19 protein-coding genes are annotated in these 23562 nt (G+C 56.3%); 15 read left to right on the top strand and 4 right to left on the bottom strand.

Features of this window, described 5'->3' with window-relative positions:
• Nucleotides 1–36: 36 nt before the first annotated feature.
• Genes leuD through leuA form a run of 4 tightly spaced genes read right to left on the bottom strand, consistent with a single transcriptional unit; the run spans nucleotide 37 to nucleotide 4720 of the window.
• Nucleotides 37–642, bottom strand: coding sequence for a 3-isopropylmalate dehydratase small subunit (gene leuD, locus F9C28_RS00605; protein ID WP_199013160.1), 606 nt, complete (start codon nucleotides 640–642; stop codon nucleotides 37–39).
• A gap of 10 nt (nucleotides 643–652) precedes the next feature.
• A complete protein-coding gene (gene leuC, locus F9C28_RS00600) occupies nucleotides 653–2053 on the bottom strand; it encodes a 3-isopropylmalate dehydratase large subunit (protein WP_199013159.1) in 1401 nt (466 codons plus the stop codon).
• A gap of 2 nt (nucleotides 2054–2055) precedes the next feature.
• Nucleotides 2056–3147: a 3-isopropylmalate dehydrogenase gene (gene leuB, locus F9C28_RS00595; protein WP_199013158.1), complete on the bottom strand. Its 1092-nt coding sequence runs from the start codon at nucleotides 3145–3147 to the stop codon at nucleotides 2056–2058.
• A 1-nt stretch (nucleotide 3148) separates the two neighbouring features.
• The gene (gene leuA, locus F9C28_RS00590; RefSeq protein WP_199013157.1) at nucleotides 3149–4720 is read right to left on the bottom strand and encodes a 2-isopropylmalate synthase; all 1572 of its coding nucleotides are present in this window, start codon (nucleotides 4718–4720) and stop codon (nucleotides 3149–3151) included.
• Nucleotides 4721–6007: 1287 nt separating this feature from the next.
• Here leuA and ilvI point away from each other — a divergent pair.
• The 15 genes from ilvI (at nucleotide 6008) to F9C28_RS00510 (ending at nucleotide 23561) form a co-directional block, all read left to right on the top strand.
• Nucleotides 6008–7732, top strand: coding sequence for an acetolactate synthase 3 large subunit (ilvI, locus tag F9C28_RS00580; protein WP_199013277.1), 1725 nt, complete (start codon nucleotides 6008–6010; stop codon nucleotides 7730–7732).
• A 2-nt stretch (nucleotides 7733–7734) separates the two neighbouring features.
• A complete protein-coding gene (gene ilvN / locus F9C28_RS00575; protein WP_199013276.1) occupies nucleotides 7735–8229 on the top strand; it encodes an acetolactate synthase small subunit in 495 nt (164 codons plus the stop codon).
• A gap of 204 nt (nucleotides 8230–8433) precedes the next feature.
• Entirely contained in the window at nucleotides 8434–9438 is a 1005-nt protein-coding gene (gene cra, locus F9C28_RS00570; protein WP_199013155.1) for a catabolite repressor/activator, read from the top strand.
• A gap of 563 nt (nucleotides 9439–10001) precedes the next feature.
• Nucleotides 10002–10460, top strand: a complete 459-nt coding sequence (mraZ, locus tag F9C28_RS00565; RefSeq protein ID WP_199013154.1) for a division/cell wall cluster transcriptional repressor MraZ — start codon at nucleotides 10002–10004, stop codon at nucleotides 10458–10460.
• 3 nt (nucleotides 10461–10463) lie between these two features.
• A complete protein-coding gene (rsmH, locus tag F9C28_RS00560) occupies nucleotides 10464–11405 on the top strand; it encodes a 16S rRNA (cytosine(1402)-N(4))-methyltransferase RsmH (protein ID WP_199013153.1) in 942 nt (313 codons plus the stop codon).
• Nucleotides 11402–11767 (top strand): cell division protein FtsL, encoded by a 366-nt coding sequence (ftsL, locus tag F9C28_RS00555; protein ID WP_199013152.1) that lies wholly within the window; start codon nucleotides 11402–11404, stop codon nucleotides 11765–11767. The genes rsmH and ftsL overlap by 4 nt, the downstream gene beginning before the upstream one ends.
• Nucleotides 11768–11801: 34 nt before the next feature.
• Nucleotides 11802–13568: a peptidoglycan glycosyltransferase FtsI gene (locus F9C28_RS00550; RefSeq protein ID WP_199013151.1), complete on the top strand. Its 1767-nt coding sequence runs from the start codon at nucleotides 11802–11804 to the stop codon at nucleotides 13566–13568.
• On the top strand, nucleotides 13555–15042 hold the full coding sequence (gene murE, locus F9C28_RS00545) for a UDP-N-acetylmuramoyl-L-alanyl-D-glutamate--2,6-diaminopimelate ligase (protein ID WP_199013150.1): 1488 nt from the start codon (nucleotides 13555–13557) through the stop codon (nucleotides 15040–15042). The genes F9C28_RS00550 and murE overlap by 14 nt, the downstream gene beginning before the upstream one ends.
• Nucleotides 15039–16397 carry a UDP-N-acetylmuramoyl-tripeptide--D-alanyl-D-alanine ligase gene (gene murF / locus F9C28_RS00540; protein ID WP_199013149.1) on the top strand — a complete coding sequence of 453 codons (1359 nt, stop codon included), beginning with the start codon at nucleotides 15039–15041 and terminating at the stop codon, nucleotides 16395–16397. Before murE ends, murF begins: the two co-directional genes overlap by 4 nt.
• Nucleotides 16391–17473 carry a phospho-N-acetylmuramoyl-pentapeptide-transferase gene (gene mraY / locus F9C28_RS00535; protein WP_199013148.1) on the top strand — a complete coding sequence of 361 codons (1083 nt, stop codon included), beginning with the start codon at nucleotides 16391–16393 and terminating at the stop codon, nucleotides 17471–17473. Before murF ends, mraY begins: the two co-directional genes overlap by 7 nt.
• Before the next feature lie 2 nt (nucleotides 17474–17475).
• Entirely contained in the window at nucleotides 17476–18792 is a 1317-nt protein-coding gene (gene murD / locus F9C28_RS00530; RefSeq protein ID WP_199013147.1) for a UDP-N-acetylmuramoyl-L-alanine--D-glutamate ligase, read from the top strand.
• Nucleotides 18792–20033 carry a cell division protein FtsW gene (gene ftsW / locus F9C28_RS00525; protein ID WP_199013146.1) on the top strand — a complete coding sequence of 414 codons (1242 nt, stop codon included), beginning with the start codon at nucleotides 18792–18794 and terminating at the stop codon, nucleotides 20031–20033. The genes murD and ftsW overlap by 1 nt, the downstream gene beginning before the upstream one ends.
• A complete protein-coding gene (murG, locus tag F9C28_RS00520; RefSeq protein ID WP_199013145.1) occupies nucleotides 20033–21100 on the top strand; it encodes an undecaprenyldiphospho-muramoylpentapeptide beta-N-acetylglucosaminyltransferase in 1068 nt (355 codons plus the stop codon). The genes ftsW and murG overlap by 1 nt, the downstream gene beginning before the upstream one ends.
• A gap of 72 nt (nucleotides 21101–21172) precedes the next feature.
• On the top strand, nucleotides 21173–22648 hold the full coding sequence (gene murC / locus F9C28_RS00515; RefSeq protein WP_199013144.1) for a UDP-N-acetylmuramate--L-alanine ligase: 1476 nt from the start codon (nucleotides 21173–21175) through the stop codon (nucleotides 22646–22648).
• Nucleotides 22641–23561 carry a D-alanine--D-alanine ligase gene (locus tag F9C28_RS00510; RefSeq protein WP_199013143.1) on the top strand — a complete coding sequence of 307 codons (921 nt, stop codon included), beginning with the start codon at nucleotides 22641–22643 and terminating at the stop codon, nucleotides 23559–23561. Before murC ends, F9C28_RS00510 begins: the two co-directional genes overlap by 8 nt.
• The last annotated feature ends 1 nt before the right edge of the window (nucleotide 23562 follow it).

Below are 23562 nucleotides of genomic sequence, written 5' to 3'. Positions count from 1 at the left end.
CCTCTTTGATGATGCACAGACGTAATGAACGCGCGGTTACTGCATAAAGGCCGGTTGTTTCTGCTCGTAGGCTGAAATGGCATCTTCGTGCTGCAGGGTCAGGCCGATGCTGTCCAGACCGTTTAGCATGCAGTGGCGGCGGAAGGCATCCAGCTCGAAGGGGTAGCGTTTATCCCCGGCCTGCACCTCCATGGCCTGCAGATCCACGGTGAACTGGATCCCCGGCTGGGAGGCCACCAGACTGAACAGCGTATCGACATCGGCTTCGCTCAGTTTCACCGGCAGCAGCTGGTTGTTAAAGGCGTTGCCGTAGAAGATATCGGCAAAGCTGGGGGCGATAACCACCCTGAAGCCGTAGTCCGTCAGCGCCCAGGGGGCGTGCTCACGGGAGGAGCCGCAGCCAAAGTTTTCCCGGGCCAGCAGAATTGAGGCGCCCTGGTATGCGGGAAAATTCAGCACGAATTCCGGGTTTGGCTGTTGGCCTTTGTCGTCCAGGAAGCGCCAGTCATTGAACAGATGGGCACCAAACCCGGTGCGGGTCACTTTCTGCAGGAACTGCTTAGGGATTATCGCATCGGTATCGACGTTTGCGGCATCCAGCGGAACCACCAGACCGGTATGTTGAATAAATTTTTCTGCCATGGTGTTTCCCTTATTTCAGCGAGCGGATATCAGCAAAATGACCGGCAACAGCTGCCGCTGCCGCCATGGCCGGGCTAACCAGATGGGTGCGTCCGCCGCGGCCCTGGCGCCCTTCAAAGTTACGGTTGCTGGTTGATGCGCAGCGTTCGCCCGGGTTCAGACGGTCGTTGTTCATCGCCAGGCACATGGAGCAACCCGGCAGGCGCCATTCAAAACCGGCATCAATAAAGATCTTGTCCAGCCCTTCGGCTTCTGCCCGGGCTTTCACCGGGCCGGACCCCGGCACGACCATAGCCTGCACGCCTGGCGCCACTTTGCGGCCTTTTGCCACTTCGGCGGCGGCACGCAAATCTTCAATTCGTGAGTTGGTGCAGGAGCCAATAAAGACTTTATCGATGGCGACGTCAGTCAGCGGGATACCGGGCTTCAGGCCCATATAGGCCAGCGCTTTTTCTGCGGAGGCGCGCTCAACCGGATCGCTGAACGATGCCGGATCAGGAATCATGTCGTTCACCGAGATCACCTGGCCTGGGTTGGTACCCCAGGTGACCTGTGGCGCGATGTCGGCGGCGTTGAGGGTGACAACGCTATCAAACTGCGCGCCATCGTCGGTTTTCAGGGTGTTCCAGTAGGCCACCGCGGCATCGAAGTCTGCGCCTTTCGGGGCGTGTTGACGGCCCTGGACATACGCAAAGGTGGTAGCGTCCGGGGCAACCAGGCCCGCTTTGGCGCCCATTTCGATGGCCATATTGCACAGGGTCATGCGGCCTTCCATGCTCAGGGTCTGGATTGCCGGGCCGCAAAATTCCACTACGTGACCGGTGCCGCCAGCGCTGCCGGTTTTACCGATGATCGCAAGGACAATGTCTTTGGCGGTGATCCCCGGCGCGGCGGTGCCGGTAACCTCAATTTTCATGGTTTTTGCCCGGCCCTGTTTCAGGGTCTGGGTTGCCATCACGTGCTCAACTTCCGAGGTGCCGATACCGAAGGCCAGGGCGCCGAAAGCCCCGTGGGTTGCGGTATGTGAGTCCCCACAAACAATGGTCATTCCCGGCAGGGTGATCCCTTGTTCCGGCCCCATCACATGGACGATCCCCTGGTATTTGTGGTTCAGATCGTACAGTTCAACGCCAAATTCATTGCAGTTTTTGATAAGCTCCTGCATCTGGATGCGGGCCATCTCACCGCTGGCATTGATGTCTTTGGTCTGGGTTGAGACGTTGTGATCCATGGTGGCGAAGGTTTTCCCCGGCTGGCGTAACTGGCGGCCGTGGGCGCGCAGCCCGTCAAACGCCTGGGGAGAGGTCACTTCATGGACCAGATGACGGTCAATATACAGCAGCGGGGTTTCGTTTGGCGCTTCGTAGACAATGTGAGCATCAAACAACTTTTCATATAATGTCTTCGCCATGATTACACCCCTTCAGCGACATACCGGGCAATGATATCGCCCATTTCTGATGTACCGATGGCGGCAGTATCCCGGGCCAGATCGGCAGTGCGGCAGCCGTTTTCCAGGGCGCGGTTTACCGCCTGCTCAATGGCCTGGGCGGCGTCTTCGGCATCCAGGCTGTAGCGCAGCAGCAGCGCCAGGGAGAGGATCTGGGCCACCGGGTTAGCAATATCTTTACCGGCAATATCCGGCGCCGAGCCACCGGCAGGTTCGTACAGACCAAAGCCCTGATCATTCAGGCTGGCAGAAGGCAGCATCCCCATAGAGCCGGTTATCATGGCGCATTCGTCAGACAGAATGTCCCCGAACAGGTTAGAACACAGTATGACGTCAAACTGGCTGGGATCTTTGATTAACTGCATGGTGGCGTTGTCGATATACATGTGGTTCAGGGCCACATCCGGGTAGGCTTTACCCATCTCGGTGACAATTTCGCGCCACAGCAGTGATGTTTGCAGTACGTTGGCTTTATCAATTGAGGTGACTTTATTGCCGCGTTTGCGGGCGGCCTCGAAGGCGATGCGGGCAATACGTTCGATTTCAAAGCGGTGATACACCTCGGTATCAAAGGCTTTCTCATGCTGCCCGGTGCCTTCACGTCCCTTGGGCTGGCCAAAATAGATGCCGCCAGTCAGTTCACGCACACACAGGATGTCAAAGCCCTTTTCGGCAATGTCGGCACGCAGCGGGCAGAACGCTTCCAGCCCCTGATACAGACGCGCCGGACGCAAGTTGCTGAACAGGCGGAAGTGTTTACGCAGCGGCAGCAGTGCGCCGCGCTCCGGCTGCTCGTTGGGTGGCAGGTTTTCCCATTTCGGGCCGCCGACGGAACCGAACAGAATGGCATCGGCCTGCTCGCAGCCTTCTACTGTGGCGGCGGGCAGCGGAGTGCCGTGGTTATCAATGGCGGCACCGCCAACGTCATACTGGCTGGTGGTGATACGCATATTGAAACGCTCACGCACCGCGTCCAGCACCTTTAACGCCTGGGCCATGATCTCCGGGCCGATGCCGTCACCGGCTAAAACTGCAATATGATGAGTCTTTGACATGTCACACGGTTTCCTGGTTTTGCTCTTGTTCCTGAGCTTTACGTTGTAATTCTTTTTCGACTTCGCCTGCACGCCAGATGTTGTTCAGCACATGTACCATCGCTTTGGCGGAGGACTCAACAATGTCGGTTGCCAGGCCAACGCCATGGAAACGACGGCCGTGGTAATTGACCACGATGTCCACCTGACCCAGGGCGTTTTTGCCGTGGCCTTTCGCGCCTAACTGGTATTTCACCAGTTCGACGTCGTAGCCGGTGATCCGGTGGATTGCCTGATACACCGCGTCTACCGGGCCGTTGCCGGTGCAGGCTTCTGAGTTCACCTCGTTGCCGCAGGCCAGCTGGACAGTGGCAGTGGACACGACGCTGGAGCCGGACTGCACATTGAAGTATTCCAGACGGAAATGTTCTGGCTCTTCCTGCTGTTTATTAATAAAGGCCAGCGCTTCTAAATCGTAATCAAATACCTGACCTTTTTTGTCCGCCAGCTTCAGGAACGCGTCGTACAAATTGTCCATGTCATAGTCAGTTTCTTTATAGCCCATCTCTTCCATGCGGTGTTTAACGGCCGCACGTCCTGATCGGGAGGTCAGGTTCAACTGCACCTGATTCAGGCCGATGGATTCCGGGGTCATAATTTCGTAGTTTTCGCGGTTTTTCAGCACGCCGTCCTGGTGAATACCGGAGGAGTGGGCAAAGGCACCGGTGCCGACGATTGCTTTATTGGCGGGGATCGGCATATTGCACAACTGGCTGACGGTCTGGCTGGTACGCCAGATTTCGTTATATTTGGTGTTGGTGTGGACGTTCATAATGTCCTGGCGCAGCTTAATCGCCATGATGACTTCTTCCAGCGCGCAGTTACCGGCCCGTTCACCAATCCCGTTGATGGTGCCTTCTACCTGGCGGGCACCAGCCTGGACGGCGGCGATGGCGTTGCCGACCGCCATCCCCAGATCGTCATGGGTATGTACCGAGATAATCGCGTTATCAATATTGGGTACCCGCTCATACAGGCCGCTGATAATGCGGGAGAACTCGAACGGCATGGTATAGCCCACGGTGTCCGGGATATTGATCGTTTTGGCGCCAGCGTTGATGGCCGCCTCAACAACCCGCGCCAGGTCCGCAATAGGGGTACGACCGGCATCCTCACAGGAGAACTCCACATCGTCAGTGTAATTGCGCGCCCGTTTTACCATGTACACCGCACGTTCGATCACCTCATCCAGCGTGCTGCGCAATTTGGTGGCGATATGCATCGGTGAGGTGGCGATAAAGGTATGGATGCGGAATGCTTCCGCCACCCGCAATGATTCTGCCGCCACATCAATATCTTTCTCGACGCAGCGCGCCAGGCCGCACACCCGGCTGTTTTTAATATTGCGGGCGATGGTCTGCACGGATTCAAAATCCCCCGGGGAGGAGACCGGGAAACCCACTTCCATCACGTCGACACCCATACGTTCGAGGGCCAGCGCAATTTGCAGTTTTTCCTTCACACTCAGGCTCGCCTGCAATGCCTGTTCACCATCACGTAATGTCGTATCAAAAATAATGACTTGTTGGCTCATGGGGTTCGTCCTGTTTTAGGGTCTGGCGCCATTGCGAAGGCAAAAAAAAACCCGCGCAACGGCGCGGGTTTTTTTAGCTGGTTTGCAGGCTCAAGGTTCGATGCCGCCCACAAGGCTACCGCGCACAGAAGATGCGATTAGTAGTAGACCGAGTAGGCGTTGAGTGCGAATCATTGAGTCGTGCTCCAGGAATATTGAGTTGCTTTTAGTGGTACTTGATATGGCGGTCAGTGTCAACAGATGTTTTTGTTTGTCACTAAAGTTCAGCAACGCTAATTGAACTAAATATAGCAATATGTGCCAGAGGTTTAGCAATAAGGCAGATTTATTTGCTGTCTTTTTGCCGGTGCGGCGCGTGAAGTGATTTTTTACGTCACGGGTGGCGATAGCTGCCGTGGCTACAGGGGGTAAATCCGCGGAGAGATTGCCATGCTGAATAAATAACTCACAGTCCGTGATTACCGATTTAACGTCGATTTTGTTCTTGTTTTAACAGCTTATTTTTATGTTTCTTACCTGGCGAAATAATGGGGAGAATAGGGTTGTTGATATGATTTCATTGATGATCCTGTAAGCCCATGGTAATCAGGGTAAATGTGATATTTATTTTGCTTTATTTTAATGAAATCATCTGTTTTTAATAATATTAAAACCATATGGGTTTTAATGTAAGGTATTGTTTTGTGGTGTTATTTTTATAAATATTATTATTTATTTACTCTTTTTGGTGTTCTGCTTGCTGCTGACGTTTTTTCGGATTTTCTATAGGTTTAACGGGGGCGCATTGCGCCAGCATAAAAAACAGTACCTGTTGATCGTGTCCTGAGCATAAATTGCGGGCTATGTCAGATAGTGGCCGACAGCGAGAATGACCCTGATAAAACTCGCCACCGCTGGGCGGACACCCGGCGCGAAGCTTATTACGGCGGAGTAGGGCGATCGGTGGGGCCAATGGATTAAAACCACGTGATGGATAAATTATTAGATTAATAACCATAAGCGTTGCTTATTGTGAAATAAGTGAACTGATCTGCCCGGGGGATATAGATTTTTCCGCTAGTAAATGTGAGTTTATCAGCAACTCTCCGGCCAATAAGCGCCGGGTAACGCCGGAATGGCGATTGCCTGGCTGATTTTGAGCGGTTATGTTAATCGGATAACAAAAACACAACCCGGCGGGGTTACCCTGCCAGATAGCGGGCCGGAAATAACGTCTTCCGCCTGATACCACGGACTACGACGCAACGATTACGACACAACACAACAATAATAGCCTGGAGGCAAATGATGGAGATGTTGTCTGGAGCCGAGATGGTCGTCCGATCGCTTATCGATCAGGGCGTCAAACAAGTATTTGGCTACCCCGGTGGCGCAGTGCTGGATATTTATGATGCGCTACACACTATCGGCGGCATTGATCATGTGCTGGTGCGCCATGAGCAGGCGGCGGTGCATATGGCCGATGGCCTGGCCCGGGCTACCGGTGAAGTGGGTGTGGTACTTGTTACCTCTGGCCCCGGCGCGACCAATGCTATCACCGGCATTGCCACCGCCTATATGGATTCTATTCCGCTGGTTGTCCTGTCCGGGCAGGTTGCCACATCACTGATTGGTTACGATGCCTTCCAGGAGTGCGATATGGTGGGGATCTCCCGCCCGGTGGTGAAGCACAGCTTCCTGGTTAAACAGGCGGAAGATATCCCCGGGGTGCTGAAAAAAGCGTTCTGGCTGGCGGCCAGTGGCCGTCCAGGCCCGGTGGTGGTCGATTTACCAAAGGACATCCTCAACCCGGCGAACAAGCTGCCCTATGTGTATCCTGAATCGGTCAGCATGCGCTCTTATAATCCGACCACCCACGGTCACAAAGGCCAGATCAAACGCGCACTGCAAACCCTGGTCACCGCGCAGCAGCCGGTGGTGTATGTGGGGGGCGGGGCGATTAATGCCGCCTGTAGCGCAGAGCTACAGCAACTGGTTGAGACGCTGAACCTGCCGGTAGCCTCTTCGCTGATGGGATTAGGGGCGTTCCCCGGCAGCCACCGTCAGGCCCTGGGAATGCTGGGGATGCACGGAACCTATGAAGCGAATATGGCCATGCATCACGCCGATGTGATTTTTGCCGTTGGGGTGCGGTTTGACGATCGCACCACCAACAATCTGGCCAAATACTGCCCGAATGCCACGGTGCTGCATATTGATATTGATCCGGCGTCTATCTCGAAAACTGTGGCGGCGGATATTCCCATCGTTGGGGATGCCAAAACAGTCCTGGCGCAGCTCCTGGAGTTACTGCCCCAGGAGACCAGCAAGCAGCCAATGGACGCCCTGCGGGACTGGTGGCAGAGCATTGAGCAATGGCGCGGGCGCCGCTGTCTGAGCTATGACCACACCAGCGGTAAGATTAAGCCCCAGGCCGTGATTGAGACGCTCTACCGGTTGACTAACGGGGAGGCTTATGTCACCTCCGATGTTGGCCAGCATCAGATGTTTGCCGCCCTGCATTACACCTTCGATAAGCCACGGCGCTGGATCAACTCTGGTGGTCTGGGGACCATGGGCTTTGGCCTGCCTGCGGCCCTGGGGGTGAAACTGGCGCTCCCGGAAGAGACTGTGGTGTGTGTTACCGGCGACGGCAGTATTCAGATGAATATTCAGGAGCTGTCCACGGCGCTGCAATACCATTTACCGGTGCTGGTACTGAACCTGAACAACCGCTATCTGGGGATGGTGAAGCAGTGGCAGGACATGATCTACTCCGGGCGCCACTCGCAGTCTTATATGGAGTCATTACCGGATTTTGTCCGCCTTGCTGAAGCCTACGGCCATGTGGGGATCGGCATCAGCAAACCCGAAGAGCTGGAAACTAAACTCCGCGACGCGCTGGAACAGGTGCGCAATAACCGCCTGGTGTTTGTGGATGTCAATGTTGATGGCACTGAGCATGTCTACCCGATGCAAGTTCGCGGGGGTGGGATGGATGAAATGTGGTTAAGCAAAACGGAGAGAACCTGATTATGCGCCGGATATTATCAGTCTTACTGGAGAATGAGTCCGGGGCGTTATCCCGGGTAATCGGTCTGTTTTCACAGCGCGGTTATAACATTGAAAGCCTGACCGTGGCACCCACTGATGATCCAACGTTGTCGCGTATGACTATCCAGACCGTTGGCGATGAGAAAGTCATCGAGCAGATTGAAAAGCAGCTGCACAAGCTGGTGGATGTGCTGCGGGTGACCGAGTTAGGGCAGGGGGCCCACGTAGAGCGCGAAATGATGCTGGTGAAAATCCAGGCCAGCGGCTATGGCCGCGAAGAGGTGAAGCGCAGCACCGAGATTTTCCGCGGCCAAATCATTGATGTGACCCCCTCTATTTATACCGTCCAGTTGGTGGGAACCAGCGACAAGCTGGATGCCTTCCTGGCGACGGTGCGTGAAGTTGCCAAAATTGTCGAAGTGGCGCGTTCTGGCGTGGTAGGGCTGGCGCGGGGCGATAAAATTATCGCCAGCTAGGCCGTACGTTTGGTCGGCACCTCCCTTTCAGAATGTGATCTGATTCACAAGCCCGGTAGCCGATACCGGGCTTTTTATTGATAATGCTGGGAAAAGAACCGCAATAAATGCCCAGCGCGGTATTATCCTGCTACCAGAATAAGAAACGAGGTAACCTGTCCTCCTGTGAGGTGCAGCGTTGTGCTACAGCATTAAGGGGTTATTGTGAAACTGGACGAAATTGCGCGCCTGGCCGGTGTGTCCCGAACGACGGCCAGCTATGTGATCAATGGAAAGGCCCGCCAGTATCGGGTAAGCGATAAAACAGTCGAGAAAGTGATGGCCGTGGTGCGCGAGCATAACTACCATCCTAATGCGGTGGCAGCTGGCCTGCGCGCCGGACGTACGCGTTCCATCGGCCTGGTTATTCCTGACCTGGAAAACACCAGCTACACCCGCATTGCTAACTATCTGGAGCGTCAGGCTCGCCAGCGCGGTTATCAGCTGCTGATCGCCTGCTCGGAAGATCAGCCTGACAACGAGATGCGCTGCGTTGAGCACCTGTTACAGCGCCAGGTGGATGCGATCATCGTCTCTACCTCACTACCGCCGGAACACCCGTTCTACCAGCGCTGGGCCAATGATCCTTTCCCAATTGTTGCCCTTGACCGGGCGCTGGATCGTGAGCATTTCACCAGCGTGGTCGGGGCCGATCAGGAAGATGCCGAAATGCTGGCCCGGGAATTACGCACCTTCCCGGCGGAGCGGGTGCTGTATTTGGGCGCATTGCCAGAGCTCTCGGTCAGCTTCCTGCGCGAGCAGGGCTTCCGTACTGCCTGGCAGGATGATCCGCGTACCGTGGATTATCTCTACGCCAATAGCTACGAGCGTGAGGCCGCGGGGCAGCTGTTTGATAAGTGGCTGGAAACGCACCCGATGCCGGATGCGCTGTTTACCACCTCGTTCGCCCTGTTGCAGGGGGTGCTGGACGTGACGCTGCGCCGTGACGGCAAGCTGCCTTCGGATCTGGCGATTGCATCCTTTGGGGATCATGAGTTGCTGGACTTCCTGCAATGCCCTGTACTGGCCGTGGCCCAGCGTCACCGGGAAGTGGCTGAACGGGTGCTGGAGCTGGTGCTGGCGAAGCTGGATGAACCGAAGAAAACCAAAACCGGTTTAAATCGAATTCGGCGTAATCTGTATCGTCGCGGAACCCTGAGTCGTAATTAATTTTATTGAGGCAGTTTTAAACTGCCTTTTCATTTTCAGACAATTCTTTAAATATTGATTTCATTTTCTGAAAATTGATTAATATCCATTTTTTGAGTGTTTTATCTCCCAATAAGTTGGTAACTATTTATTTCCGGGTGACGATTTTTGTTGCTCAAATGTTATCACTGAAATAATTGCCCATCCCAGGATGCTTCCCCGGCAAGCGACTCTATGCAATATGCATGCGGGCCCGCTATCTGGCGCTGTTAACGGAACCCGAATTGCCTTAGAATGCCGCCTGCGTCGCAAACTGAGTAGGTCAGCAATGTCGTTGTTCTTCAGTTTTTTTAACGTTCAGCATGTTTATTCGTCGTAAATTCTCGCCAATATTCATACCGTTAATTCTGCCTCGCGCAATTCGCGACTTTTCTTAGCGCAATTTATCACTGTAAATAAGACCGGGAATTAATCCCGGGGTGCCGGAGTTGGCTTGACAAGCTTTTCCTCCGCTCCGTAAACTCTTTGAGTGGGATTTTGTGGGGTAAAGTGGCGCAAAAGGGCAAACAGAGGGTGAGACCGGCATGTTCCGAGGGGCTTCGTTAGTCAATCTCGACAGCAAGGGGCGATTATCCGTACCCACCCGTTACCGGGGAATGCTGCTTGAGATCTCTTCCGGTCAAATGGTGTGCACCATTGATATCCACCACCCCTGCCTGCTGCTTTATACCCTTCCCGAGTGGGAAGTTATTGAACAAAAACTGGCGCGACTCTCCAGCATGAACCCCGCGGGACGCCGGGTACAACGTTTGCTGTTAGGTCACGCCAGTGAATGTCAGATGGACAGCGCAGGGCGCTTGCTGCTGGCACCGGTGTTAAGGCAACACGCCGGTTTAACAAAAGAAGTGATGCTGGTCGGGCAGTTTAATAAGTTTGAACTGTGGGATGAGACGACCTGGTATCAACAGGTCAGGGAAGACATCGACGCTGAGCAATCCTCCGCACAAGCGTTGTCGGAGCGGCTGCAGGACTTGTCACTTTAAATAATGATGGAAAATTTTAAACATACCTCCGTATTGCTCGATGAGGCCGTAAACGGCCTGAATATTCGCCAAGACGGTATTTACATTGATGGCACCTTTGGTCGCGGTGGCCATTCACGGCTGATCTTGTCCCACCTGGGGCCGGAAGGCCGGCTGCTGGCTATTGACCGCGACCCGCAGGCCATTGAAGCCTCAAAAGCGATTGATGATCCGCGTTTTTCTATTATTCATGGACCTTTTTCTGCGCTGGCGGATTATGCCCGCGAGCGTGACCTTCAGGGCCAGATCGACGGTATTCTGCTCGATCTTGGCGTCTCTTCACCGCAACTGGACGATCCCGAGCGCGGCTTCTCGTTTATGCGTGACGGGCCGCTGGACATGCGGATGGACCCCACACGCGGCCAGTCTGCCTCTGACTGGTTGCTGAATGCCGACGAAGCCGATATCGCCTGGGTGCTGAAGACCTTTGGCGAAGAGCGCTTCGCCAAGCGTATCGCCCGGGCCATTGTCGAGCGCAATCGCGAACAGCCGATGACCCGCACCAAAGAACTGGCGGAGGTTGTCGCGGCGGCAACACCGGTGAAAGACAAATTCAAACATCCTGCGACCCGTACTTTTCAGGCGGTGCGCATCTGGGTAAACAGTGAACTTGAGGAAATAGAGCAGGCGCTAAAAGGCGCTCTTGACGTTCTGGCCCCGGGAGGCCGGCTGTCAGTTATCAGTTTCCACTCGCTGGAAGACCGTATTGTGAAACGCTTTATGCGTGAGCAAAGCCGCGGTCCGCAAGTACCGGCAGGGTTACCGATGACTGAAGAGCAACTCAGGAAGCTGGGTGGGCGTCAGTTACGAGCGTTAGGAAAGTTGATGCCGGGCGAACACGAAGTGGCAGAGAACCCACGAGCCCGTAGTTCAGTGCTGCGTATCGCAGAAAGGACGAACGCATGATCAGCAGAGTGACAGAGGCCCTTAGCAGGGTAAAAGGATCGTTAGGAAGCAGCGAGCGTCATGCATTGCCTGGCGTGATCGGCAGCGATCTCCTGCGGCACGGGAAACTGCCGCTCTGCTTGTTCATTGCCATTGTTTTCTCAGCCATTTTTATGGTGACCACGGCCCACCATACCCGCTTGCTGACCGCGCAGCGTGAGCAACTGGTGGTGGAACGTGATGCGCTGGATATTGAATGGCGCAACCTGATTCTGGAAGAAAATGCCCTGGGCGATCATAGCCGGGTAGAGCGGATCGCGAATGACAAGCTACAAATGCAACATGTTGATTCTTCACAGGAAAACATCGTGGTTCAGCAGTAACGACCGGATTAAGCAATAAGGAATAATGCGATCGATGAAAGCAGCGACAAAATCGCTTAAGCCAAAGCGTCAGGAAGAACAGGCCAACTTTATTAGTTGGCGTTTTGCGTTGCTTTGCGGTTGCATTTTGCTGGCGCTCGCTTTTCTGTTGGGGCGCGTCGCCTGGCTGCAAATTATCAACCCTGACATGCTGGTACGCCAGGGGGACATGCGCTCTTTGCGGGTACAAGAAGTGTCCACCTCTCGCGGGATGATTACTGACCGCGCCGGGCGCCCACTGGCAGTGTCGGTGCCGGTAAAAGCCATCTGGGCAGATCCGAAGGAGCTCCATGACGCGGGTGGGGTTACCCTCGATAACCGCTGGAAAGCCCTGGCCGATGCCTTGAAAATGCCGCTGGATCAACTGGCTAACCGGGTGAACTCCAACCCGAAGATGCGCTTTATCTATCTGGCCCGTCAGGTGAACCCGGATCTCGGGGATTATGTCAAAAAACTCAAATTGCCGGGTATCCACCTGCGTGAAGAGTCGCGCCGTTACTATCCATCCGGCGAGGTAACCTCCCACCTGATTGGTTTCACTAACGTGGACAGCCAGGGTATCGAAGGGGTGGAAAAGAGCTTTGATAAATGGCTTACCGGCCAGCCCGGCGAGCGTATTGTGCGTAAAGACCGGTTTGGCCGGGTGATTGAGGATATCTCCTCCACCGATAGCCAGGCGGCGCACAACCTGGCCCTGAGTATTGATGAGCGCTTACAGGCCCTGGTCTACCGCGAGCTGAACAACGCCGTGGCATTCAACAAGGCAGAATCCGGGAGTGCCGTGCTGGTGGATGTGAGCACCGGTGAGGTGCTGGCGATGGCCAACAGCCCATCTTACAACCCGAATAATTTATCCGGTACCGCGAAAGATGTGATGCGTAACCGGGCAATTACCGATGTGTTTGAACCCGGTTCCACCGTCAAGCCGATGGTGGTGATGACCGCCCTGCAACGCGGTGTGGTACGGGAAAACACGGTGTTGAATACGGTCCCTTACCGTATCAACGGCCACGAAATTAAAGACGTAGCGCGTTACAGCGAATTGACCCTTACCGGGGTGCTCCAGAAGTCGAGTAACGTCGGCGTTTCGAAGCTGGCGTTAGCGATGCCCTCCTCAGCGTTAGTAGACACTTACTCACGTTTTGGTCTGGGGAAAGCGACCAATTTGGGGTTGGTCGGAGAACGCAGTGGCTTATATCCGCAAAAACAACGGTGGTCTGACATAGAGAGGGCCACCTTCTCTTTCGGCTACGGGCTGATGGTAACCCCATTACAGTTAGCGCGTGTCTATGCAACCATCGGCAGCTACGGGATCTATCGCCCGCTGTCGATCACCAAAGTTGACCCGCCGGTACCCGGCGAACGGGTGTTCCCGGAGTCCATTGTGCGCACCGTGGTGCATATGATGGAGAGCGTGGCGTTACCCGGCGGTGGTGGGGTTAAGGCCGCCATCAAGGGCTACCGGATTGCGATTAAAACCGGTACCGCGAAAAAAGTGGGCCCGGACGGTCGCTACATCAATAAATATATTGCTTATACCGCCGGGGTTGCCCCCGCCAGCCAGCCGCGCTTTGCGCTGGTGGTGGTGATTAACGATCCGCAGGCGGGTAAGTATTACGGTGGTGCGGTATCTGCGCCGGTGTTTGGCGCCATTATGGGCGGCGTGTTGCGCACTATGAATATCGAGCCTGATGCACTGGCAACAGGCGAAAAAAGTGAATTTGTAATTAATCAGGAAGAGGCTAAAGGTGGCAGATCGTAATTTGCGCGACCTTCTCGCTCCATGGGTGCCCGCAGCACCCGAGCGGGCATTGCGGGAGATGACGCTGGACAGTCGCGCAGCGGCGTCCGGGGATCTCTTTGTCGCAGTGTTGGGACATCAGGCGGACGGGCGTCGTTATATCCCGCAGGCGATAGCGCAAGGCGTAGCAGCCGTGGTGGCAGAAGCGGAAGGCGAAGCCAACGATGGCGAAGTGCGTGAAATTCACGGTGTGCCGGTTATCTACCTGAGCCAATTAACGCAGCGGTTATCCGCGCTGGCGGGGCGTTTTTACCATGAACCCTCCGACGCCTTAACGCTGATTGGCGTTACCGGGACGAACGGCAAAACCACCACCACCCAGTTACTGGCGCAGTGGAGCCAGTTACTGGGCGCCACCAGTGCTGTTATGGGCACCGTGGGCAATGGCCTGCTGGGGAAAGTGGTGCCGACCGAAAACACCACCGGTTCTGCGGTGGATGTGCAGCGCGAGCTGGCGCAGCTGGTATCCCAGGGGGCAAACTTTGCCGCCATGGAAGTCTCTTCCCACGGTCTGGTTCAGCACCGGGTGGCCGCGCTGAAATTTGCCGCCTCCGTCTTCACTAACCTGAGCCGCGATCACCTCGATTACCACGGGGATATGGAACATTACGAAGCGGCCAAATGGCTGCTGTTCTCCGAGCATCAGTGTGGTGAAGCGATTATCAATGCCGACGATGATGTCGGCCGTCGCTGGCTGGCGGGCCTGCCGGACGCCGTCGCCGTGGCGATGGGTGACCATATTAACCCCAACTGCCACGGTCGCTGGTTAAAAGCCACCGGTGTGGAGTATCACGATAGCGGCGCCACTGTCCGTTTTGACTCCAGCTGGGGTGGCGGTGAAATCGAAAGTCGCCTGATGGGGGCGTTTAACGTCAGCAATTTGCTGCTGGCGCTGGCGACGCTGCTGGCGGTGGGCTATTCGCTGGATGCACTGCTGAGCACCGCCCCGCGTTTACAGCCGGTATGTGGCCGGATGGAAGTGTTTAGCGCGCCGGGCAAACCGACCGTGGTGGTGGATTATGCCCACACCCCGGATGCGCTGGAGAAAGCCCTTGAGGCCGCCCGTTTACACTGCACCGGTAACCTGTGGTGCGTGTTTGGCTGCGGTGGCGACCGTGACAAAGGTAAGCGCCCACTTATGGGGGCCATTGCCGAGCAGTTTGCCGATATCGTGGTTGTCACTGACGACAATCCGCGTACCGAAGAACCTGCCGCTATCATCAGCGATATTCTGGCGGGAATGCTGGATGCCGGCCGCGCCCGGGTGGTCGAAGGCCGCGCTGAAGCCGTAACCAATGCCATTATGCAGGCCCAGCCAGATGATGTGGTGTTGGTAGCCGGTAAAGGCCATGAAGACTACCAGATTGTGGGCAATCGCCGGCTGGACTATTCCGACCGGGTGACCGCCGCGCGTTTACTGGGGGTGCTGGCATGATCCCCGTTACGCTGAAACAAATAGCGACGATAGTAAATGGCCGCCTGACTGGCGACGATCGCACCATCGATGCGGTGACTACCGATACCCGCAAGGTGACCGGGGGCTGCCTGTTTGTGGCCCTGAAAGGCGAGCGCTTTGACGCCCATGACTTTGTGGCCCAGGCCGCAGAGCAGGGCGCAGCTGCGTTGCTGGTTAGCCGCGAAGTGAGCACTAACGTTCCCGCTATCCTGGTGGAGGATACCCGGCTGGCGTTTGGCCAACTGGCGGCCTGGGTTCGCCAGCAGGTACCGGCCCGGGTTGTGGCGCTGACCGGCTCCTCCGGTAAAACCTCTGTCAAAGAGATGACCGCCGGGATCCTGCGCCAGTGCGGTAATACCCTGTATACCGCCGGCAATCTGAATAATGACATCGGTGTGCCGATGACGCTGCTGCGTCTGACCCCGGAATATGACTACGCGGTGATTGAGCTGGGGGCGAACCACCAGGGCGAAATCGCCTGGACTGTCAGCCTGACTCAGCCTGAAGCTGCGCTGGTCAATAACCTGGCGGCGGCCCACCTGGAAGGGTTTGGCTCGCTGGCCGGGGTGGCCAAAGCCAAAGGCGAGATTTTTGGCGGGCTGTCCGCGAACGGGACCGCTATCGTCAATGCCGATAATAACGATCTGGCCAACTGGCAAGCCACGATCGGTGACCGTACCACATGGTGTTTTTCACCGGATAAACCGGGCAGCGATTTTTACGCCCGTGACGTGAAGGTCACCACCGAAGGAACCGTGTTCACACTGTGCACCCCGCAGGGGGAAACCGATGTGCTGCTGCCCTTACCGGGCCGCCATAATATTGCTAATGCGCTGGCGGCGGCGGCACTGGCCACGGCGGTGGGTGCACCGCTTAGCGCCATCAAAACCGGCCTGGCCGAGTTAAAAGCGGTACCGGGCCGTTTGTACCCGATTATTCTGGCGCCGCATAAGCTGCTGCTGGATGACAGCTATAACGCTAACGTCGGTTCGATGAGTGCCGCGGCTCAGGTGCTGGGCGATATGCCGGGCTTCCGGGTGATGATCGTTGGCGATATGGCTGAGCTGGGGCCGGAGTCTGATGATTGCCACCGTCAGGTGGGGGATGCAGCGCGGCGTGCCGGGATTGATGCGGTACTGAGTGTGGGCAAACTGAGCCACACCATCAGCGCCGCCAGCGGTCACGGCCAGCATTTTGATAATAAGCAGGCATTAATTGCGTATGCCCAGGAGCTGATTGCTCAGCATACGGTTATTACACTTTTGGTTAAGGGTTCACGTAGTGCTGCTATGGAAGAGGTGGTACATGCGCTACAGGAGATGGGAACATGCTAGTTTGGTTGGCCGAGCATCTGGTCAAATATTATTCCGGGTTTAACGTCTTTTCCTATTTGACGTTTCGCGCCATCGTCAGCCTGTTAACAGCGCTGTTTATCTCCCTGTGGATGGGCCCGCGGATGATCGCGCGCCTGCAGCAGCTCTCCTTCGGCCAGGTTGTGCGTAACGACGGCCCGGAATCACATTTCAGCAAACGCGGCACCCCTACCATGGGCGGGCTGATGATCCTCACCTCCATTGTGGTGTCGGTGCTGATGTGGGCTTACCCGTCTAACCCGTATGTCTGGTGTGTGCTGTTTGTGCTGATTGGCTTTGGGATCGTCGGGTTTGTCGATGACTATCGCAAAGTGGTGCGCAAAGACACCAAAGGGCTGGTGGCGCGCTGGAAATATTTCTGGATGTCGGTTATCTCTCTGACGGTTGCCTTCGCCCTGTATGTCGCCGGTAAAGGCACGCCGGCCACTGAGCTGGTGGTCCCGTTCTTTAAAGATATCATGCCGCAGCTGGGGCTGTTTTATGTCGTCCTGGCGTACTTCGTGATTGTCGGTACCGGTAACGCGGTAAACCTGACGGACGGCCTCGATGGCCTGGCGATTATGCCAACCGTCTTTGTGGCCGCCGGTTTTGCGCTGGTGGCCTGGGCTACCGGCAACATGAACTTCGCTAACTACCTGCATATTCCTTATCTGCGCCATGCCGGTGAGCTGGTTATCGTCTGTACGGCGATTGTTGGCGCTGGCCTCGGGTTTCTGTGGTTTAACACCTACCCGGCACAGGTCTTTATGGGGGATGTGGGTTCTCTGGCATTAGGTGGCGCACTGGGGACCATTGCGGTGCTGCTGCGTCAGGAGTTTTTGTTGGTGATCATGGGTGGCGTGTTTGTGGTGGAAACCCTGTCGGTTATTTTGCAGGTGGGGTCCTTCAAACTGCGCGGCCAGCGTATTTTCCGTATGGCGCCTATTCACCACCATTACGAACTTAAAGGTTGGCCAGAACCGCGCGTGATTGTGCGCTTCTGGATTATTTCTTTGATGCTGGTCCTGATTGGCCTGGCAACGTTGAAGGTACGTTAATAATGAATGATTACCAGGGGAAAAAGGTTGCCATTATTGGCCTCGGTCTGACTGGCCTGTCGTGCGTTAACTTTTTTATGGCCCGCGGTGTTGTTCCGCAGGTTATGGATACCCGTATGAACCCACCCGGACTGGACAAACTGCCCGAGCAGGTTGAATGCCATACAGGTGGGTTACATGAGGAGTGGTTGCTGGCGGCGGATCTGATTGTTGCCAGCCCGGGTATTCCCCTGGCTCACCCGGCACTGATGGCGGCGGCTGAGGCCGGTATCGAAATTGTCGGTGATATTGAATTGTTCTGCCGCGAGGCGCAGGCGCCCGTGGTGGCGATCACCGGGTCTAACGGTAAAAGCACCGTGACTACCCTGGTGGGGGAGATGGCCACGGCGGCGGGTGTTAAGGTCGGGGTGGGCGGTAATATCGGCGTGCCGGCACTGATGCTGCTCGACAAAGAGTGCGGGCTGTATGTGCTGGAGCTCTCCAGCTTCCAGCTGGAAACCACCAACAGCCTGCACGCGGCGGCGGCCACTATCCTGAACGTGACCGAAGACCATATGAACCGTTATCCGCTGGGGATGCAGCAGTATCGCGCCGCTAAGCTGCGGATCTATGAAAATGCCCGGGTCTGCGTGGTGAATGCCAGCGATGCGCTGACCATGCCAGTGCGCGGTGCTGATGAACGCTGTGTCAGCTTTGGGGTTGATGTCGGGGACTACCACCTCAACCACCAGGGGGATAACACCTGGTTACGGGTTAAGGGCGAGAAAGTCCTTAACGTGAAAGAGATGAAACTGACCGGCCAGCATAACTACACCAATGCGCTGGCGGCGCTGGCGCTGGCCGATGCGGTGGGATTACCCCGGGCCAGCAGCCTGAAAGCGCTGACCACGTTTACCGGCCTGGAGCACCGTTTTGAACTGGCGCTCGACCATAACGGCGTGCGCTGGATCAACGACTCAAAAGCCACCAATGTTGGCAGTACCGAGGCGGCCCTGAACGGCCTGCAGGTGGACGGTGTGCTGCACCTGATGCTGGGCGGGGACGGTAAAGCGGCAGATTTCGAGCCACTGCGCCCTTATTTGCAGGCTGACAATATCCGCCTGTATTGCTTTGGCCGCGACGGTGCGCAATTGGCGGCGCTGCGTCCTGACATTGCCGAGCTGACTGAAACCATGGAACAGAGCATGCGGCTGATTGCCGGGCGGGTAACATCCGGCGATATGGTGCTGCTCTCTCCGGCCTGTGCCAGCCTGGATCAGTTTAAAAGCTTTGAACATCGCGGTGATGAATTCACTCGCCTGGCGAAGGAGCTGGGTTGATGCGGCTTTCTCTCCCTCGTCCGCGTATGCCCCGGGTTCCGGGGGCTGCTATTTTTACCTGGCTGTTTAACAGTGTGAAAGCCTGGGTAATGGGGTCCCGGGAAGCGGACGCAAACAGCATGGTGATGTATGACCGCACCCTGCTGTGGCTGACGTTTGGTCTGGCTGCTATTGGCTTCATTATGGTGACTTCGGCATCCATGCCGGTGGGCCAGCGCCTGGCAGACGATCCGTTCTTGTTTGCCAAGCGTGACGGGCTATACATCGTGCTGGCGTTTCTGCTGGCGCTGGTGACATTACGGCTGCCGATGGAGTTTTGGCAGCGCTACAGCGCCGCGATGCTGATTGCCTCGATTGTGATGCTGCTGGTGGTGCTGGTGGTGGGGAGCTCGGTTAACGGGGCCTCCCGCTGGATTGCTTTCGGCCCGCTGCGTATTCAGCCGGCGGAGTTTTCTAAGCTGTCGCTGTTCTGTTTCTTGTCGAACTACCTGGTGCGCAAGGTTGATGAGGTGCGTAATAACTTACGCGGCTTCCTCAAGCCGATGGGGGTTATCCTGGTGATGGCGGTGCTGTTGCTGGCCCAGCCTGACCTCGGGACCGTGGTGGTGTTGTTTGTCACCACCCTGTCGATGCTGTTCCTGGCTGGTGCCAAGCTGTGGCAGTTTATGGCAATTATCGGGATGGGGATCTCGGCAGTTATCTTGCTTATCCTTGCCGAACCTTACCGTATTCGCCGTGTAACCTCCTTCTGGAACCCGTGGCAGGATCCTTTCGGTAGCGGTTACCAGCTTACCCAGTCTCTGATGGCATTTGGCCGCGGGGAAATGTGGGGCCAGGGGCTGGGGAACTCGGTCCAGAAACTGGAGTATCTGCCGGAAGCACACACTGACTTTATCTTCTCGATCATCGGGGAAGAGCTGGGATATATCGGTGTGGTACTGGCCCTTTTAATGGTATTCTTCGTGGCTTTTCGGGCGATGTCCATTGGGCGTCGGGCGCTGGAATGTGACCAGCGTTTTTCCGGTTTCCTGGCGTGCTCAATCGGTATCTGGTTTAGCTTCCAGGCGTTGGTTAACGTCGGGGCGGCGGCGGGGATGTTGCCGACCAAAGGGCTGACCCTGCCGTTGATCAGTTACGGTGGTTCGAGCTTGTTGATTATGTCGACGGCTATCACGTTGTTATTGCGAATTGATTATGAAACGCGTCTGGTCAAAGCCCAGGCGTTTACAAGAGGTGCCTGATGAGTGGCGAAAACCGTCGATTAATGGTGATGGCAGGGGGAACCGGGGGACACGTCTTCCCGGGGCTGGCAGTTGCTCACCATTTGATGGAGCAAGGTTGGCAGGTGCGCTGGCTGGGAACAGCGGACCGGATGGAAGCGGACCTGGTGCCAAAACACGGCATTGATATTGATTTTATTCGTATTTCCGGCCTGCGCGGCAAAGGGCTGAAAGCCCAGCTGTTGGCACCGGTGCGTATTTTCCACGCCTGGCGCCAGGCGCGGGCGATCATGAAACGCTTTAAGCCGGATGTGGTGCTGGGAATGGGGGGCTATGTCTCCGGTCCTGGCGGCCTTGCGGCCTGGTCCCTGGGGATCCCGGTGGTACTGCATGAGCAAAACGGCATCGCCGGTCTGACCAATAAATGGCTGGCGAAGATTGCCAAAAAAGTGATGCAGGCTTTCCCGGGGGCATTCCCCAATGCGGATGTCGTCGGGAACCCGGTACGTACCGATGTACTGGCGCTGCCGGCCCCGGCGCAACGTTATGGGGGCCGCACAGGGGCCATCAGAGTGCTGGTGGTCGGTGGCTCCCAGGGGGCACGGGTGCTGAACCAGACCCTTCCTCAGGTGGCGGGCCGCCTCGGCGACAAAGTGACCATCTGGCACCAGAGCGGTAAAGGGGCTGAACAGACGGTAAAACAGGCGTATGCCGATGCCGGCCAGCCCCAGCATAAAGTGACCGAATTTATTGACGACATGGCCGCCGCCTATGGTTGGGCTGATGTGGTGGTATGCCGTTCCGGGGCCCTGACGGTGAGTGAAATCGCCGCTGCCGGGTTACCGGCGCTGTTTGTGCCGTTCCAGCATAAGGATCGTCAGCAATACTGGAATGCGCTGCCGCTGGAGAAAGCCGGCGCGGCGAAAATCCTTGAGCAGCCGCAGTTTACCGTCGATGCGGTAACTGATGTGCTCAATAGCTGGGATCGTCCGGCGCTGCTGGCGATGGCCCTGCGCGCCCGTGAGGCATCAATACCGGATGCCACTGAACGGGTTGCCACTGAAGTCAGCGCCGCTGCGCTGGCGTAATTTTTCTGGGGGAGCGCCCTTTGCGCTCCCTGCGTTGAGATGTTAAGGCGTTTACTGCCGCGGGTTTAAATAATGAATACACAACAACTGGCGAAACTGCGTTCTATCGTGCCCGAGATGCGTCGCGTCCGGCATATTCACTTCGTTGGCATTGGCGGTGCCGGTATGGGCGGTATTGCCGAAGTGCTGGCTAACGAAGGTTATCAGATTAGCGGTTCTGACCTGGCACCTAACCCGGTTACTCAACAGTTGTCGGCGCTTGGCGCCACTATCTATTTCAACCACCGCCCGGAAAACGTGCGCGATGCCAGTGTGGTGGTGATGTCCACAGCTATCCCGGCGGATAACCCGGAGCTGGTCGCCGCCCGGGAACTGCGTATCCCGGTGATCCGTCGCGCGGAAATGCTGGCGGAGCTGATGCGCTTTCGCCACGGTATCGCCATTGCCGGTACCCACGGTAAGACCACCACCACGGCAATGATCGCCAGTATCTACGCCGAAGCCGGGCTGGATCCGACCTTTGTCAACGGTGGCCTGGTCAAATCTGCCGGTACCCACGCCCGCCTGGGTAACAGCCGCTACCTGATTGCCGAAGCAGACGAGAGCGACGCCTCTTTCCTGCATTTGCAGCCGATGGTCTCTGTGGTGACCAATATCGAAGCCGACCATATGGATACCTACCAGGGCGACTTTGAGAATTTAAAACAGACCTTTATTAATTTCCTGCACAACCTGCCGTTCTATGGCCGTGCGGTGATGTGTATTGATGACGCGGTGATCCGCGAGTTGCTGCCCAGAGTAGGGCGCCATATCACCACCTACGGCTTTAGCGAAGACGCCGACGTACGGATTGAGAACTACCGCCAGATTGGTGCTCAGGTCCACTTTACGGTGCTGCGCCAGGATAAAGACCCCTTTGATGTGATCCTCAATGCGCCGGGCCGCCATAACGCGCTCAACGCATCCGCAGCGATTGCGGTGGCCACCGAAGAGGGGATCGACGATGCGGATATTCTGCGGGCGCTGGCTAACTTCCAGGGCACCGGCCGTCGTTTTGACTTCCTTGGTGAGTTCCCGCTGGCGGAAGTGAACGGTAAAGAAGGCAGCGCCATGCTGGTGGATGACTACGGTCACCATCCAACGGAAGTCGATGCCACCATCAAAGCCGCGCGCGCTGGCTGGCCGGATAAAAACCTGGTGATGATTTTCCAGCCGCACCGTTATACCCGGACACGTGATCTGTACGACGATTTCGCCAATGTGTTGTCCCAGGTTGATTGCCTGCTGATGCTGGATGTTTATCCCGCCGGAGAGGCACCGATCCCGGGGGCCGATAGCCGCTCGCTGTGCCGCACCATTCGCGGGCGCGGGAAAGTTGATCCGATTCTGGTTACTGACCCGGCGCTGACCGCTGAAATGCTAGCCCCTGTTTTGAGCGGAAATGACTTGATCCTCGTTCAGGGTGCAGGGAACATCGGCAAAATTGCAAAAAAACTGGCTGAAATCAAATTACGGTCTCAAACTCAGGAGGAGCAGCAGCATGGCTGATAAAATTGCCGTCCTGCTGGGCGGTACTTCCGCTGAGCGCGACGTGTCGCTGCAGTCCGGCCAGGCGGTGTTGGCAGGGCTGCGTGAGGCAGGCGTAGACGCCCACCCGATAGATACGAAGAATGTGCCAGTGACAACCCTTAAAGATCAGGGGTTTAATAAGGTTTTTATTGCGCTCCACGGCCGGGGCGGTGAAGACGGTACTTTGCAAGGGGTGCTGGAATTCCTCGATTTGCCTTATACCGGTAGCGGTGTCATGGCCTCTGCTATTACCATGGACAAGTTGCGGACTAAGCAACTGTGGCAAGGGGCTGGTTTACCTGTGGCTCCCTGGGTTGCCGTGCGCCCGGAAGATATTCGCAACGGGTTGAGCGCCAGCTTGTCTGAACGTATTCAGGCGCTGGGGCTGCCGTTGATTGTTAAACCCAGCTGTGAAGGCTCCAGCGTGGGGATGTCGAAGGTGAACAGCCTGGCCGAGCTGATGCCAGCGCTGGTGCTAGCCTTCGAACATGATGTCGATGTACTGATTGAAAAATGGCTGAGCGGGCCGGAATTCACTATCGCGTTGTTGGGCGAGGAAATTTTACCGTCCATTCGTATACAACCCGCGGGTGTGTTCTATGATTATGAGGCGAAGTATCTCTCTGATGATACTCAGTATTTTTGCCCGGCCGGCTTGAGTGAGCAACAGGAAGCCCAATTGAAGGCGCTGGTGGCTCAGGCATGGCAGGCTGTGGGCTGTTGCGGATGGGGTCGGGTAGACGCCATGCAGGACAGCGACGGGCAGTTTTATCTGCTGGAAGTGAATACCTCCCCGGGCATGACCAGTCATAGCCTGGTGCCGATGGCTGCACGCCAGGCGGGGATGACTTTCTCGCAATTGGTGGTTCGTATTCTGGAGTTAGCAGACTGAT

The organism is Shimwellia pseudoproteus (assembly GCF_016415625.1).
Taxonomy (GTDB): domain Bacteria; phylum Pseudomonadota; class Gammaproteobacteria; order Enterobacterales; family Enterobacteriaceae; genus Shimwellia; species Shimwellia pseudoproteus.
This window is presented reverse-complemented; position numbering and strand designations above follow the sequence as displayed.